The sequence below is a fragment of the Pseudomonas sp. GW821-FHT07G10 genome, assembly GCF_059418545.1.
In genome coordinates, this window is sequence record NZ_JBWKQB010000028.1 from 1 (window position 1) to 14,338 (window position 14,338).

At 57.8% G+C, this 14,338-nt stretch carries 15 protein-coding genes; 5 read left to right on the forward strand and 10 right to left on the reverse strand.

What is annotated here, in order from left to right; all coding sequences use genetic code 11:
- The first annotated feature begins 236 nt into the window (after positions 1 to 236).
- The 3 genes from AC07O1_RS24490 (at position 237) to AC07O1_RS24500 (ending at position 2,959) form a co-directional block, all read left to right on the forward strand.
- A complete protein-coding gene (locus AC07O1_RS24490) occupies positions 237 to 959 on the forward strand; it encodes a lysophospholipid acyltransferase family protein (protein WP_495090434.1) in 723 nt (240 codons plus the stop codon).
- A gap of 288 nt (positions 960 to 1,247) precedes the next feature.
- Complete coding sequence (locus AC07O1_RS24495) at positions 1,248 to 1,811, forward strand: hypothetical protein (protein WP_495090435.1); 564 nt, start codon at positions 1,248 to 1,250, stop codon at positions 1,809 to 1,811.
- A gap of 176 nt (positions 1,812 to 1,987) precedes the next feature.
- Positions 1,988 to 2,959, forward strand: coding sequence for a magnesium and cobalt transport protein CorA (locus tag AC07O1_RS24500; protein ID WP_494993950.1), 972 nt, complete (start codon positions 1,988 to 1,990; stop codon positions 2,957 to 2,959).
- A 115-nt stretch (positions 2,960 to 3,074) separates the two neighbouring features.
- Here the strand turns inward: AC07O1_RS24500 and AC07O1_RS24505 are convergent, their stop codons facing one another.
- The 3 genes from AC07O1_RS24505 to AC07O1_RS24515 all read right to left on the reverse strand — a co-directional run bounded on the left by AC07O1_RS24505 (position 3,075) and on the right by AC07O1_RS24515 (position 7,287).
- On the reverse strand, positions 3,075 to 3,803 hold the full coding sequence (locus AC07O1_RS24505) for an amidotransferase (RefSeq protein WP_495090436.1): 729 nt from the start codon (positions 3,801 to 3,803) through the stop codon (positions 3,075 to 3,077).
- A gap of 108 nt (positions 3,804 to 3,911) precedes the next feature.
- The gene (locus AC07O1_RS24510; RefSeq protein ID WP_495090437.1) at positions 3,912 to 6,056 is read right to left on the reverse strand and encodes a 3-hydroxyacyl-CoA dehydrogenase NAD-binding domain-containing protein; all 2,145 of its coding nucleotides are present in this window, start codon (positions 6,054 to 6,056) and stop codon (positions 3,912 to 3,914) included.
- 25 nt (positions 6,057 to 6,081) lie between these two features.
- Complete coding sequence (locus tag AC07O1_RS24515; RefSeq protein ID WP_495090438.1) at positions 6,082 to 7,287, reverse strand: acetyl-CoA C-acetyltransferase; 1,206 nt, start codon at positions 7,285 to 7,287, stop codon at positions 6,082 to 6,084.
- A gap of 122 nt (positions 7,288 to 7,409) precedes the next feature.
- Between AC07O1_RS24515 and AC07O1_RS24520 the strand changes: the two genes are divergently transcribed.
- Together AC07O1_RS24520 and AC07O1_RS24525 are read left to right on the forward strand one after the other, a co-directional pair.
- Positions 7,410 to 7,568, forward strand: coding sequence for a hypothetical protein (locus tag AC07O1_RS24520; protein ID WP_495090439.1), 159 nt, complete (start codon positions 7,410 to 7,412; stop codon positions 7,566 to 7,568).
- A 447-nt stretch (positions 7,569 to 8,015) separates the two neighbouring features.
- Positions 8,016 to 8,822, forward strand: coding sequence for a c-type cytochrome (locus tag AC07O1_RS24525; RefSeq protein ID WP_495090440.1), 807 nt, complete (start codon positions 8,016 to 8,018; stop codon positions 8,820 to 8,822).
- A gap of 105 nt (positions 8,823 to 8,927) precedes the next feature.
- On the opposite strand, the gene AC07O1_RS24530 is transcribed toward AC07O1_RS24525, so the two are convergent.
- The 7 genes from AC07O1_RS24530 to AC07O1_RS24560 all read right to left on the reverse strand — a co-directional run bounded on the left by AC07O1_RS24530 (position 8,928) and on the right by AC07O1_RS24560 (position 14,235).
- A complete protein-coding gene (locus AC07O1_RS24530; RefSeq protein ID WP_495090441.1) occupies positions 8,928 to 9,731 on the reverse strand; it encodes a transglutaminase family protein in 804 nt (267 codons plus the stop codon).
- On the reverse strand, positions 9,728 to 10,678 hold the full coding sequence (locus AC07O1_RS24535; RefSeq protein ID WP_495090442.1) for an alpha-E domain-containing protein: 951 nt from the start codon (positions 10,676 to 10,678) through the stop codon (positions 9,728 to 9,730). The genes AC07O1_RS24530 and AC07O1_RS24535 overlap by 4 nt, the downstream gene beginning before the upstream one ends.
- 12 nt (positions 10,679 to 10,690) lie before the next feature.
- Positions 10,691 to 12,100, reverse strand: a complete 1,410-nt coding sequence (locus AC07O1_RS24540; RefSeq protein WP_495090443.1) for a circularly permuted type 2 ATP-grasp protein — start codon at positions 12,098 to 12,100, stop codon at positions 10,691 to 10,693.
- Positions 12,101 to 12,413: 313 nt separating this feature from the next.
- Positions 12,414 to 12,755 carry a ribonuclease E inhibitor RraB gene (locus AC07O1_RS24545; protein WP_493061445.1) on the reverse strand — a complete coding sequence of 114 codons (342 nt, stop codon included), beginning with the start codon at positions 12,753 to 12,755 and terminating at the stop codon, positions 12,414 to 12,416.
- 191 nt (positions 12,756 to 12,946) lie between these two features.
- The gene (locus AC07O1_RS24550; protein ID WP_495090487.1) at positions 12,947 to 13,207 is read right to left on the reverse strand and encodes a hypothetical protein; all 261 of its coding nucleotides are present in this window, start codon (positions 13,205 to 13,207) and stop codon (positions 12,947 to 12,949) included.
- A 123-nt stretch (positions 13,208 to 13,330) separates the two neighbouring features.
- Positions 13,331 to 13,939 carry an START domain-containing protein gene (locus AC07O1_RS24555; RefSeq protein ID WP_494993959.1) on the reverse strand — a complete coding sequence of 203 codons (609 nt, stop codon included), beginning with the start codon at positions 13,937 to 13,939 and terminating at the stop codon, positions 13,331 to 13,333.
- Positions 13,940 to 13,980: 41 nt separating this feature from the next.
- Entirely contained in the window at positions 13,981 to 14,235 is a 255-nt protein-coding gene (locus tag AC07O1_RS24560; protein ID WP_495010697.1) for a YkgJ family cysteine cluster protein, read from the reverse strand.
- Between the last annotated feature and the right edge of the window lie 103 nt (positions 14,236 to 14,338).

A 14,338-nucleotide genomic window follows, 5' to 3' on the forward strand; every position in this document is an offset into this window, starting at 1 on the left:
TTTAAAATACAAAACGCCCGATGCGGTGCATCGGGCGTTAGAGTGAAACAGGTGTAAACCTATTTCAGGACTAGACACCCGCCGTTTAAAGTCCCTCGGCCGCTCTAAACCGCATCTGACGCTATAAGTCGGAAACATGCGCTTAAACATCGGCCATCTCCCGCGTCTAACAGGCAATTGCCGAAAACAGTGCACATCCGTACACTGCGCCACCTTTTGTCCCGGCTGGCCTGTAAATGCTGTATTTGTTTCGTATGTTATTGATGAGCCTGCACTTTATCAGCGCGGGCGTGCTCGGGGTATTGCTGGGATTGTGCCGGCCGTTCAATCCGGATAACAGTCGTTTGTGCGCCCGTCTCTACGCCTGGCCGGCCATGTGTATTTTGCGCCTGCGGGTAAAGGCCGAGGTCGGTCCGCTGATGGACAACCCCCCGGGTTGCGTGATCATCGCCAATCACCAGTCCAACTATGATTTGTTCGTGCTCGGCAACGTAGTGCCGCGGCGCACAGTGTGCATCGGCAAGAAGAGCCTGAAATGGGTACCGTTATTCGGGCAGTTGTTCTGGCTCGCGGGGAATGTGCTGATCGACCGTGGCAACGCCCACAAGGCCCGTCAATCAATGCTGACCACCACCCACACGTTGCGGCACAAGGACACCTCGATCTGGGTGTTTCCGGAAGGCACGCGCAACCTCGGCGAAGAGTTGCTGCCATTCAAGAAAGGCGCATTTCAAATGGCCATTGCCGCCGGGGTGCCGATCGTCCCGGTGTGTGTCAGCAGCTATATCAAGCAAATGCGCCTGAACCGTTGGCGCAGCGGCAAAATCCTGATCCGCTCGCTGCCGGCGATTCCCACCGCCGGGTTGAGCCTGGACGATATGCCGATGTTGATCGCCCAGTGCCGCGAGCAGATGCGCGCGTGCATCGAGTCGATGGATCAGCAGCTACAACCGGACTGATGCCAAGCCCGCCTCGTGCGGGCTTTTTTTTGGTTCTTCACGGATTGCCGGGAAAGTCGTTCTTGATCGTCAAGCACACACCGGGCCGCGAGCCTTATACCGACATAGAACTTGGCATGTTTTCCAGGGTATCTGTGCCGCCATGAGAGTAGTTGCGAGCGTTTTCAGATTGTGCTTTAAAATATGGCCGCGAGCCTAAGGGTTCCTGGTGTGCTCCTGGACGGTGCGCTGGTCGAGTGAGGCGCAATGTCTCCAGGTCTTTTTACAAAAACTAAAAGGATTTTAGCTATGACGTCTCTTCAAGACATAAAACCTGAGCAGATCGATGCCCTCAACCAGCAATCACAGGCTGCCTTTGATGCACAAATCAAACGCCTGCGAGAGCTTTCCAATGCGAAGCCGGCGCTAGAAGAGGTTCTCCATCAGAACGTGGACCCGCAATCATTGTGTGGATGCGGGGAGCCGCAGAACATTTGCGGCTACTTCAACTTCGAAGGTTGCGGCGACGGTGGTTACCCTCATACCGAAACCATCCAGATTAGTGCGTCACCCGCCAAGATCGGACCAAATGCTCCTCAGCAAGGAGCCGCAGTGCGGTTCATCGGCCAGGCGACAGGTACGGGGACCGATATCAATCTTTCCGGTATCTACCTGCAAGGCAAGGTGCCTGATGCTGAGAACCTCATCGGCATCTCGTTGTTGCTGAAATTGTCGATTAGTCCAGGTTCGCTCACCCTGTACCTTTATGAAGGGCAGCGCCTGCTGGCCGTACTGGTCCATCCATCGCAATATGGCGGGAGCATTGGCGGGGAGTTCTCCGGCAGTGGGACCGGCTATTTCCAGCTGGCGTGATGTAGTCGACCAGGAATAATCAGCCCGACGCCGGGTAAGAAAGCCCTAGCCTCAAACGCTAGGGCTTTTTTTTTGCTTGCGAACTACCGCATTGTTGCTGACTCTGATCAGGTAGAGCACGCTAAGTTGCACCATGCCTGCCACTGCCATTTGATAATAAAAAGCGGACAACCATTATGGGTAGAGTCGTTGCTGCTGCCGTTTACAGCGCTGGTAAGAGAATCACCAACATCACCCTCGATGAAGGCAGTGTCTGGGCCGCAAAACCTGACCATTTCGTCTGGATCGGCCTGGAAGAGCCCACCCCTCAAGAGCTGGCCAGCCTGCAAAAACAGTTCAACCTGCACGAACTGGCCATTGAAGACGCCCTGGAAAAACACAGCCGACCGAAGCTGGAAACCTTCGGTGACGCGCTGTTTATCGTGATTTACTCGCCAATTCGCCACGAGGGCAAACTGGAGTTTATCGAGACTCTCATTTTCGCCGGCAAGGGTTACATTATCACCGCCCGCTACGGCCATTCGGCGTCCTACGCCCATGTGCGTCAACGTTGCGAGGCGCGACCGCTGTTGCTCGGTCATGGCGAAGACTTTGTGCTCTACGCCCTGCTCGATTTCGTCATCGAAAACTATCAGCCGGTCAGCGAGGCGATTCATGCCGAAATCAATGAGCTGGAACGCAACGTGCTGAGCAGTTCACTGAATGAACGCGATATCCAGAATCTGCATGGCTTGCGCCAGGATTTGCTGCGCTTGCGCCGATACGCGGCGCCGATGGTAGAGATCAGCGAAGAACTGCAGAAGCTGACGTTTCCGTTTATCGACAAGAGTATGCGCCCGTACTTCCGCGACGTGCAGATTCATGTGACACGGCAGATGGAAGACCTGGCAACGTTGCGCGATATCGCCAGCCAGACCATCGAGATCGGCGTGTTGCTGGAGGCGTCGCGGCAAAGCGTGGTGCAACGCAAGTTCGCAGCCTGGGCGGCGATTCTGGCGCTCCCGACGGCTATAGCCGGGATTTATGGGATGAACTTCCAGAACATGCCTGAGCTGAGTTGGCATTATGGTTATTTTTCGGTGATGGGGTTTATTGCGGTGGGTTGTGTCGCGTTGTGGGCGAGCTTCAAGCGGTCGGGGTGGCTGTAAGCGCTCTTTCGTAGCCACTGCCGCAGGCTGCGATCGACCGAGGATCGGGCGTGCTTTTCGAACCGCAGAAGCCCCTACGGGACTTATCGCAGCCTGCGGCAGCGGCTACAGGGGCTTAAACGGATTCAGCCTTCGGCTTATGGGCAACGAATCGCATCATCCACTCCGCCACAGTGGCGCCGTGGTGTTCATGGGCCAGGCTGGCCACGCCTTTCTGGTAGACCTGCTCGCCAAGGTGCTGCTGACGGATCTCCAGCAACGCTCGCGAATAGTCGTGGATGAACTCAGGGTGGCCCTGGAAACACAGAACCTGATCGTTGATGTGATAGGCGGCGAACGGGCAAAAATCGCTGGAGGCGATCACCGTGGCGTTTTCCGGCAGCGCGGTGACCTGATCCTGATGACTGATCAACAAGGTCAGCTCTTCGACCACCGGACTCATCCACGGCGCTTTGGCAGCCAATGTGTAGCTGTGGGTGCCGACACCCCAGCCCTGGGTCGCGCGCTCGCTCTTGCCGCCCAGCAGCAACGCCAGCAGCTGATGGCCGAAGCAGATGCCCAGCAGCTTGTCGCCACGCTCGTAGCGCGCCAACAGGTAAGTCTTGAGGGTTTGAATCCACGGATCAGTGCCAAAGGAATCGGCCTTGCTGCCAGTGACCAGATAGGCATCGAAACTCAAATCATCGCTGGGGTAGTCGCCTTGCATCACGTTGTAGACGGTGAACTCGGCAGCGATCGGTTGCTGTGAGAACAGGCGCTGGAACATCTGCCCATAACCCTGATATTGATCGACCAGTTCTGGACGCAAGATGTCGGTTTCCAGAATGCAGATGCGTAACGACATAAAAAGTACCTGACACGATTAGGCGATAGTGCGCACGTTTGAGCCTGCCTTGAAATGCCGTTGCAAGGCAAGCCCGGAACGTACCGCCGGGCAGTCGGGAACCTTCGGTCAGAACAGCTTCCCTTGAGCCGCTTTCTCCAACAGTAATGCCGGTGGTGCGAAACGTTTGCCATATTGCTCGGCCAGGTACCGGGCGCGGGCAATGAAATCCTTCAAGCCGTATTGGTTGATGAACTGCAACGCGCCACCGGTCCAGGCCGCGAAGCCTATGCCGAAGATCGAACCGATGTTGGCGTCGGCCGTCGAGTGCAGCACGCCCTCCTCCACGCAGCGCACGGTTTCGATGGCCTGCACGAACAGCAAGCGATCTCGTACGTCTTGCGCTGATATCTGAGCGTCGGTTTTTTCGAAGCGTTTTTTCAACTCCGGCCACAGGTGCTTTGGTCCCCCGGCCGGATAGTCGTAGAACCCCCCACCCGCCGCTTTGCCCGGACGTTTGTAGTCATCGAGCAGTAGATCGATCACGGCAAAGGCCGGATGTTGCGTCAGCGGTTTTCCTTCGGCTTGCAGATCCTTGGCGGTTTGCTGACGGATATGGCTCATCAGGCTCAGGGATACTTCGTCGGAAATCGCCAACGGACCAATAGGCATCCCGGCCTTGCGCGCTTCGGTTTCGATCATCGGTGCCGAAATGCCTTCGCCAAGCATGGCGATGCCTTCGTTGGTGAAGGTGCCGAACACCCGCGAAGTAAAGAACCCACGGCTGTCGTTCACCACAATCGGGGTTTTCTTGATTTGCAGTACGAAATCAAAACCGCGAGCCAGGGTTTCATCACTGGTGTTGACCCCTTTGATGATTTCCACCAGCGGCATTTTTTCTACCGGGCTGAAGAAGTGCAGACCAATAAACTTTTCCTGCTGCGGCACGGCAGCGGCGAGGCCGCTGATGGGTAAGGTAGAGGTGTTGGACGCAATGACCGCATCGGCACCGACCACGCGCTGCGCAGCGGACGTAACCCTGGCTTTCAACTCACGATCTTCGAACACCGCTTCGATGATCAGGTCGCAACCGGCCAGGTCAGCATCCTGCTCGGTGGTTTTGATTCGCGCCAGGGTGATTTCCCGCAGCTCGGCAGTCAGTTGCCCGCGAGCGAGTTTTTTGTCGAGCAACGCCGCCGAGTGCGCTTTGCCCTTTTCGGCGGCAGCGAGGTTGATGTCCTTGAGTACCACCTCGATACCGGCCACGGCGCTGACGTAGGCAATCCCGGCGCCCATCATGCCCGCGCCGAGGACACCGACCTTGTGTGTCACATAGGGTGCGAAACCTTGTGGCCGGGAGCTACCGGCATTGATCTGGTTGAGTTGGAACCAGAAAGTGCCAATCATGTTTTTCGCCACCTGGCCGGTGGTCAGCTCGGTGAAGTAGCGGGTTTCAATCAATTGCGCAGTGTCGAAATCGACCTGGGCGCCTTCCACCGCCGCACAGAGGATTTTCTCTGGAGCCGGCAGGCAGCCATAGGTTTTGCTGCGCAGGATCGACGGCGCAATGGCCAGCATCTGCGCCACTTCTGGATGGGACGGTGTACCACCGGGAATCTGGTAACCACTCATGTCCCAGCGCTGTTTGACCGCCGGGTTGGCGACGATCCACGCCCGGGCCTTGGCCAATAGTTCATAACGGTCAGCTGCCAGCTGATCAATCAATCCGGCCTGCAGTGCTTGTTGCGGTGTGACTTTTTTGCCTTCAAGCAGGTACGGCAAGGCTTTTTCCAGCCCCAGCATGCGCACCATGCGCACCACACCGCCGCCGCCCGGTAGCAGGCCGAGAGTCACTTCCGGCAAACCGATCTGCAGCGACTTGCTGTCCAGCGCCACCCGATGATGGCACGCCAGGCAAATCTCCCAACCACCGCCCAGTGCCGCGCCGTTGATCGCGGCAACCACCGGTTTACCCAAGGTCTCCAGCGTGCGCAATTGACCCTTGAGCGACAGCACCATGTCGTAGAAGGCTTTGGCTTCGGGCTTGCCCACCTTGATCAGTTCATTGAGGTCGCCACCGGCAAAGAAGGTTTTCTTCGCGGAGGTGATGATCACCCCGGCGATCGACTCTTTGTCGGCTACCAGCTGTGCAACGCTGGCGGCCATGGCATCTCGGTAGACCGCGTTCATCGTGTTGGCCGTCTGGCCCGGCAGGTCGATAGTCAGGACGACGATCTGGTCCTGACCTTTTTCGTAACGGATAGCATCAGTCATGAAAGTGCTTCCTTGATGTCAGGGCTCAGAGGCGTTCGATGATGGTGGCAATACCCATGCCGCCGCCGACACAGAGGGTCGCCAGGCCGTAGCGCAGGCGCCGCACTTCCAGTTCATCGAGCAAGGTGCCGAGGATCGCGCAACCGGTCGCGCCAAGCGGGTGGCCCATGGCGATGGAGCCGCCATTGACATTGACCTTGTCCGGGTCGATGGCCATGTCCTTGATGAATTTCAGTACGACCGAAGCAAAGGCCTCGTTGACCTCGAACAGGTCGATGTCTTCGACCCGCAACCCGGCCCTGGCCAGCGCTTTGCGGGTGGCCGGGGCGGGACCGGTAAGCATGATGGTCGGATCGGTACTGATGACCGCCGTGGCGACCACGCGCGCGCGCGGCTGCAAACCCAGCTCGCGACCTTTGGATTCAGAGCCAATCAGCATCAGTGCGGCACCGTCGACAATCCCCGAGCTGTTGCCTGGGGTGTGGACATGGTTGATGCGCTCCACATGGCTGTAGACCCGCAACGCCGTAGCGTCGAAGCCCATTTGCCCGATCATTTCAAAACTGGGTTTGAGATTGCCCAGGCCTTCCAGCGTGGAGCCGGCGCGGATGAACTCATCGTGATCGAGCAGGATGATGCCGTTTTGATCCTGCACCGGTACCAACGATTTCTTGAAGGAACCGTCCGCCCTCGCCCGTGCGGCTTTTTGCTGGGAGTGCAGCGCGAAGGTGTCGACATCCTGGCGGCTGAAGCCTTCAAGCGTGGCGATCAGGTCCGCGCCGATACCCTGGGGCGCGAAATGGCTGTGCATGTTGGTTTGCGGGTCAAGTGCCCAGGCACCGCCGTCGCTGCCCATCGGTACACGCGACATGGACTCGACGCCACCCACCACCACGAGATCCTCGAACCCGGAGCGCACTTTCATGGCGCCGAGATTGACCGCTTCCAGCCCCGAAGCGCAGAAACGGTTGATTTGCAGGCCGGCCACGCTCACCTCCCAATCGGCAACGGAGGCGGCAGTCTTGGCAATATCGGCGCCCTGATCACCGACCGGCGTCACGCAGCCGAGCACAATGTCATCCACCTGGCTGGTATCGAGTTCCGTGCGCTGTTGCAGAGCGCTCAGCAACCCGGCCAGCAGGTTCACTGGCTTGACGCTGTGCAAGGCGCCATCGGCCTTGCCTTTGCCACGGGGCGTGCGTAACGCATCGAAAATCAAAGCTTCAGTCATGACGTCCTCGAACCGCAGTACAGGTGAGTAATTGCTGAGTTCTCACATTAGGGTCTGTTGATGTTTGGTGACGATTCGTCACCAAACATCAACAGACCCTACGCGCAGCAGCGATGGATTCAATGACCGAAGCGCTCACTGACCTTGACGGTCACGCTCAGACGAACGGTAGCGAGCTAATTGAAAACGAGGATTTAGCAACGGAACTGTCTAGCCAAAGGGCGGCCAAGCAACTGGCAATAAACCTCATGCCTTTTATAAAGCGTTTAGCCAATGGTTGATACGAAATGGATCTAAAGCAAGTGCAATGCGGCCCCTAAGGTAAACCGTAGGAGGTGGTCGTCGGGCTTTGCCGAGACCCTCCTCAGAAAGGAAGTACAACGCTTTGCCGTCATGGAGATATGCAGGCAAGCATTTGACGCTCAGGACATAACAAAAAAGGCAGTCAGCCATGTTCAAACAATCGAAAGTACGTCAGGCCGGGCTCATTCTATTCGCCACCACACTGATCCTCATCTTGCCGAACCTCACCAGAGTGATCGGCTAAAGGTGTGGCCGTTTTACAGCGCCGCATTGCAAATGTGCCCCGGTTCACTACCGGGGCAGGCGCTTGTGTGCCAACCTTTGGGCAAGATCCGGAAGCTCAAGTGCGCCGTGGTCGATCACGTCTCCCCATCCCAGGACATCCTGCCGGGCGACGAAATTTCTGACGACATTACGGCGATCAATTGAAACCTTTCATTTTGCTTTGGGCCTTGCTGCTCAGCACGCCCCTGTACGCCGCACAACTGGTCCTGGACCTGGGTGCGGGTAGTCGAACCTGGCAAACCGAGGAATTGCTCAAGCACCCTCAAGCCCGGACGATCAGAGTTTCTGACGATGTTTCCTACAAGCGAGAGATGAGCTATCGCGCCGTGCCTCTGTCGGCATTGCTGACTGGCATCAACGCTGACGACCATCTGCAAGCAGTAGCGCTTGACGGTTTTGCCGCCGAACTGGCCGCCGCGCCGTTGCTCAATCGCGACGGTGCTCAGGCCTGGCTCGCGGTGGAAGACCCACAGAAACCCTGGCCGCCATTGGCCGAGGGCAAGCCAGGTGCCGGGCCGTTCTATCTGGTCTGGCTCAACCCGCAAGCCGGCCAGATCAGCCCTGAACAATGGCCCTTCCAGGTTGCCAGTATCAAAAAACTGGCCGCCGTTTCCGAGCGTTTCCCGGCCCTGCGCCCTGATCCGAAGCTGGTGCCCGGTGATCCGGTGAATCAGGGTTTTGCGTTGTTCCAGAAGAACTGTCTGGCCTGCCATCGTCTGAACGGCGCGGGTGACGCGCAGTTTGGTCCTGATCTGAATATCCCGTTCAACCCTACCGAATACTTCGGTGCCGACTTTCTCAAACGCTATATCCGCGATCCGCAAAGCCTGCGCCATTGGCCACAGGCGAAAATGCCCGGCTTCTCCGCAACCGTGCTACCGGATACGGAGCTGGACTTGTTGGTGGGGTATTTGAAGCACATGGCCGGGCGTAAGCAGCAGCCGTAATGGCTTGAGTCTTGTGCTGCCTGTTCCGGCCTCATCGCGAGCAAGCTCGCTCCTACAAGATAACGCGATGTAGGAGCGAGCTTGCTCGCGATGCGGTATCCCCTTTTATTGCTGCTGCACCAAAATAGTCGGCGTCGGTGAGATGAAGACTTTGGCGTGCATCTGCTCGCAACCACCGCCACGGCGCATGCCGCGTACCGGGCAGGCGTCCAGGTAGTCGAGGCCGACCGCCAGTTTCAAATGACGCTCGGGCCTGGCCAGTTGATTGGTCACATCAAAACTGTACCAGGCATCGTCGAGCCAGGCTTCGGCCCAGGCGTGGCTGGCCAGGTGTTCACTGTTCTCGCTGTACAGATAGCCCGACACATAGCGCGCAGGAATGCCCAGGCTGCGCGTGCAGGCGAGAAACGCATGGGTATGGTCCTGACAGACCCCGGCACGCCCGGCGAAGGCCTCCGCGGCGCTGGTTTCGATTTCAGTGGAGCCCGGTGTATAGGTCATGTGCTGGTTAAGACCGTGCATCAAGTCGATCAACGCGCTGCGATCACGGCGTGTGCGGCATTGCTTTTGGGCAAAGGCACGCAAGGCCTCATCCGCCTCGGTCAAGCGCGTGAAACGCAGGAATGGCAGCGCCGACTGGCTCTCATGCTCGGCTTCACGCTTTTCATCGATGTCCACTTGCCCACGGGCGCCGATGATGATGGCTTCATGCGGCTCGTCCATGGTCAACACATGCAGGATATTGCCGAACGGGTCCAATTGGGCACGCACCGGCCGCGGTAGCTCGAGCTGCCAACTGAGGACGTGCTGACGCTCGCTGTCGTGGGGGGTCAGACGTAAATACTGGATGCTCGCCCGCACCTGATCTTCGTAGTGATAGGTGGTCTCGTGGCTAATGGAAAGTCTCATGCAGCCTCCAGGTAGGAACTGTGAATAGCGTTGCCCAACTGGCGCACCAGCGGGATGAATTCGGTCAGCCAGGTGTGCAGGCCTTCGTCGAGGATTTCGTTGATGCCGGTGTAACGCAGACGCGCGTCTATCTCCGCCGCCAGGCGTTGCGCCGGTCGACCATTGGCGCCCGGCAGGCTGGCGAGGATCTGGTCGATCTCCTCGGTACAGGCACGCAGGGAACGCGGTACATCGGCCCGCAACAGCAACAGCTCGGCAACGTGCCGCGCACCGGGCGCGTCGCGGTAGATCTCGGTATAGGCCTCGAACGAAGACAGCGCGCGCAGCAAAGCGCTCCACTGGTAGTAAGCGTGGGCGGTGCCGTCGCTGACCGCTTCGGCCTGATCGCCGGCCATTTCGTAACGAGCATCCAGCAAGCGCAGGGTGTTATCGGCCCGTTCGATAAACGTACCGAGGCGGATAAAACGAAATGCATCGTTACGCATGATGGTGCCGTAGGAAGCACCGCGAAACAGATGGGAACGCTCCTTGATCCACTCGCAAAAACGGCTCATGCCGTAGCGGCTTAGGCCTTGTTCGGCGATACCGCGAATCTCAAGCCAAGTGGCGTTGATGTTTTCCCACATGTCGGCGGTGATTCGCCCACGCACCGCATGAGCACTGGCCCGTGCGGCACCCAGGCAGCTGTAGATGCTCGCCGGGTTGGCCGCGTCCAGCGCGAAAAAGTGCAGCAGCCGTTCAGCATGCAACGCACCGTGACGCTCCAGATAGTCATCCAGCGTACCGGTGATCATCAGCGGCATCGCCAGCTCATGCAAACCGTCACCACGGCCGTCCTGCGGCATCAACGACAGCGAATAACTGACATCGAGCATCCGTGCGAGGTTTTCCGCCCGCTCCAGGTAACGCGACATCCAATACAAATCCGAGGCAGTTCTACTTAACATGGCAGGCTTCCTTCAATCCTCGACCACCCAGGTGTCCTTGGTACCGCCACCCTGGGACGAATTCACCACCAGGGAGCCTTCGCGCAGGGCGACGCGGGTCAGGCCGCCGGGCACTACCCGGGTTTCCCGGCCAGACAGGACAAACGGGCGCAGGTCGATATGGCGCGGGGCGATGCCGTTTTCGACAAACGTCGGGCAGGTCGACAGGCACAGGGTCGGTTGGGCGATGTAGGCGTGAGGCTTGGCTTTGATCCGCGCGCGGAACGATTCGATTTCCGCCGCCGTCGCCGCGGGCCCCACCAGCATTCCATAACCACCGGAACCTTGAGTTTCCTTGACTACCAGTTCGGGAAGGTTCGCCAGCACGTGGGACAGCTCCTCGGGTTTGCGGCATTGCCAGGTGGGCACGTTCTTGAGGATCGGCTCCTCGTCCAGATAGAAACGGATCATGTCGGTGACAAACGGATAGACCGACTTGTCGTCTGCCACACCGGTGCCGATGGCATTCGCCAACACCACATTGCCAGAGCGATAAGAGGACAACAGACCGGGCACGCCGAGCATCGAGTCGGGATTGAACGCCAAGGGGTCGAGGAATGCGTCATCGAGACGACGATAGATCACATCTACGGCCTTCGGCCCGTCGGTAGTGCGCATGAACACACGGTCATCACGCACGAACAGATCAGCCCCCTCGACCAGTTCGACGCCCATCTCCCGAGCCAGAAACGCGTGTTCGAAGAACGCGCTGTTAAAGCGCCCGGGAGTCAATACCACGACGCTGGGGTTGTCCAGCGGGCTGGAGCTTTTCAGGGTGTCGAGCAACAGGTTGGGGTAATGATCGATCGGCGCAATGCGTTGGGCGGCGAACAACTCGGGGAACAACCGCATCATCATCTTGCGATCTTCGAGCATGTAGCTGACACCGCTGGGTGTGCGCAGGTTGTCTTCGAGCACGTAATAGGTGCCGTCGCCATCACGCACAAGGTCGACGCCAGAAATATGCGAATAGATATCGCGGTGCAGATCCAGCCCTTGCATGGCCAACTGGTACTGCTCGTTGGCCAGCACTTGCTCGGCCGGGATGATGCCAGCCTTGATGATGCGCTGCTCGTGATAGAGGTCGGCGAGGAACATGTTCAACGCCTTGACCCGCTGGATGCAGCCACGTTCGACGATCCGCCATTCACTGGCGGGAATACTGCGGGGAATAGTGTCAAAGGGAATCAGGCGCTCTGTCCCCTGCTCATCACCATAGAGTGTGAAAGTAATACCGGCGCGATGAAATAGCAGATCGGCCTCGCGTCGCCGTTGTGCCAAAAGCTCGTCAGGCGTTTCGGCTAACCAACGGGCGAACTCCCGATAATGCGGACGGACCTGGCCGCCGGCATCATACATCTCATCAAAATAGGTGCGGATCATGCCGTACTCCTTGTCACCCGGACACCAAGGCTTCGCAAGGCCCGTGCCAGCGGCATAAACGCTTTAATATCAATCAGTTGGATAATAGCCCGGCAGGTGCCGCACCATTCCCGTGCAGCAAACGCCCCAACTCGATCGCCCCCGCTTCATTGCGAAGCAATGCCTATAGCTATCACCAGCATAGTCAGACTTGATTTCGCTGCACGCGTGAACCTCTGGATAATCCGCGATCTTTTGATCTTCCAACAGCCACAAACGAAATCGGCCGACCCTGAGGTCAGCCGATGCTGAGCGTTGATGCTGTTCATAGGTGTTATGCGAGTAACCCTCGTACCTCCTGCTTCACGCCCCAACCTTCGATAATCCCGCCCAGAGGCTCGACCACCGCCTCGAAATCCTGCTCGAAGTCACCGATGCCGCCGTAGGTGGCATACATCACCTTGCTTAGCTCCAGATGCCAGGCCCCGTCATCACGCACGCTGATCTGAGCATTCAATGACTCACCGCGAAAATGTCCTGCCGCCCTGCGCGCCCGCTCCTCATCCGGGAAAATGGCGTAGAACTCGATGGGATGGAATCGTGAAAAATCAAAACCGCCCTCTTTCATGCGGCGCAGCACGCTGCTGCTGATGTCTTCTTGATAGGCTGTGCTCATGAAACGTCCTCCTCAAACTGATGGATAGACTTTCCGTACTCCCTGCGCTCGCAACCACAATGGTGAAAGCGATACGACAATAAGATTGCCGCCGGGAAACAAGCATGTAGCTGACAAGAGACCAGACCTTAGCGATTCATTCGCTGATCTCGATTGCAGAGTAGCGCGAAGCCAGCCCCTGTGCCAGAGCCTCAAGAAGCCGGGGTGATTTCGAGGATTTGAATGCTGTACTGATCTTTCAGGCTTTTGACCGTGGGGTCATCGATACGGCCTTCCAGATCATTGAGATCGAGCTCGGCCGGGACTGGCAGCAACTTTGAAAGTATCAAGTGCGCAGCCTGCTCCATGGTGGGTTTTTGCTCGCAGTCAAACTGCTCGACGGTTTGAACACCATGATCATCAACGAAAGTGACTTCCCACTTTTGCATTGGTGCCTCCTCGATAAAACCCATGGATGGGCTTACATCATCTCGACCTTGAGCAGTGAGCATCGTTCCACCCACAGCACTCAGAGACTTGCATAAAGAAGGCCGCCAACAGGCGACCTTCTTTCAAAGAGCAACCGGTTCAATACCTTATGGTTTTTCAGCGCGCTGTTTCAGCGCCTTCAAAGTGTTGAACGGGGCGTCAACGACGAACTTGTTGGCCAGCCACGACGGCACACTGCCGCCCGGTTCGGTGTGAACCTGGTAGGTCACTTCGATCTGATCTGCGCCTTTGGGTACGAACTTCCAGAAGCCTTGCACCTGAGCGACCCGCACGAAACCCTTTTCTTCAGGAATATACGTTGGCACACCTTCCAGCTTGCGGGTCAGGCTGCCATCGGCGCCTTCGACTGTGGTGACGTGCAGTACCGAATCGCGTGGGGTAACCGGCCAGGGCGGACTGAACTGAGTGTAGGTCCAGCTCTGATCGCCTTCGTGCTTGAGCAGTTTCTGCGATTTGCACTCATGAATCCAGGCGCACGCCCCTGAGACATCCTCTTGCAAGGCACGCAGTTTGGCGATGGAGGTCTTCATGATCGTCACGCCGCGATAGGCCTTGTATTGGGAGCCGGCGACTTCACTCAGGGAAATCTTGATCCCGTTTTCGTCCTTGGCAGTCTGCCAATCTTCGGCCTGAGCAGTTGCGGCCAGCAGAACAGTCAAACCACACAGCACAGCCATTCGATGCAGCGAACCCATTGTCTTATTCCTTATTGTTGAAGTTCCGTACATTGAAAACACTAAGCCGCCGTCATTTGCTCCCACCAACCCAATAACTTGATAGCTTCTTCACGGCTGCTGCCGCACACCTCGACATCCGCCTGAAAAGCCGCGCAGACCGCCGGCCGCTCGGGCATCCCGAAGATGGCGCACAGGTGCTCGGCAGTAAGGTGCACGCAACGTTCTCCCGCGGCTTTGCCATTGGGCATGCCGGGGATCGGTGAACTGATGGAAGGGGCAATGCAACAGGCGCCACAGCCTTCACGGCAATTCATGACGAACAAACTCCTCGTGACGGCCAAAGTGTTTAATGACGAGCAATAGAGTACCCGCTAAAACAGCCGTTTGAAATTAGCCAGACCGTGGTTTTTTCACTCA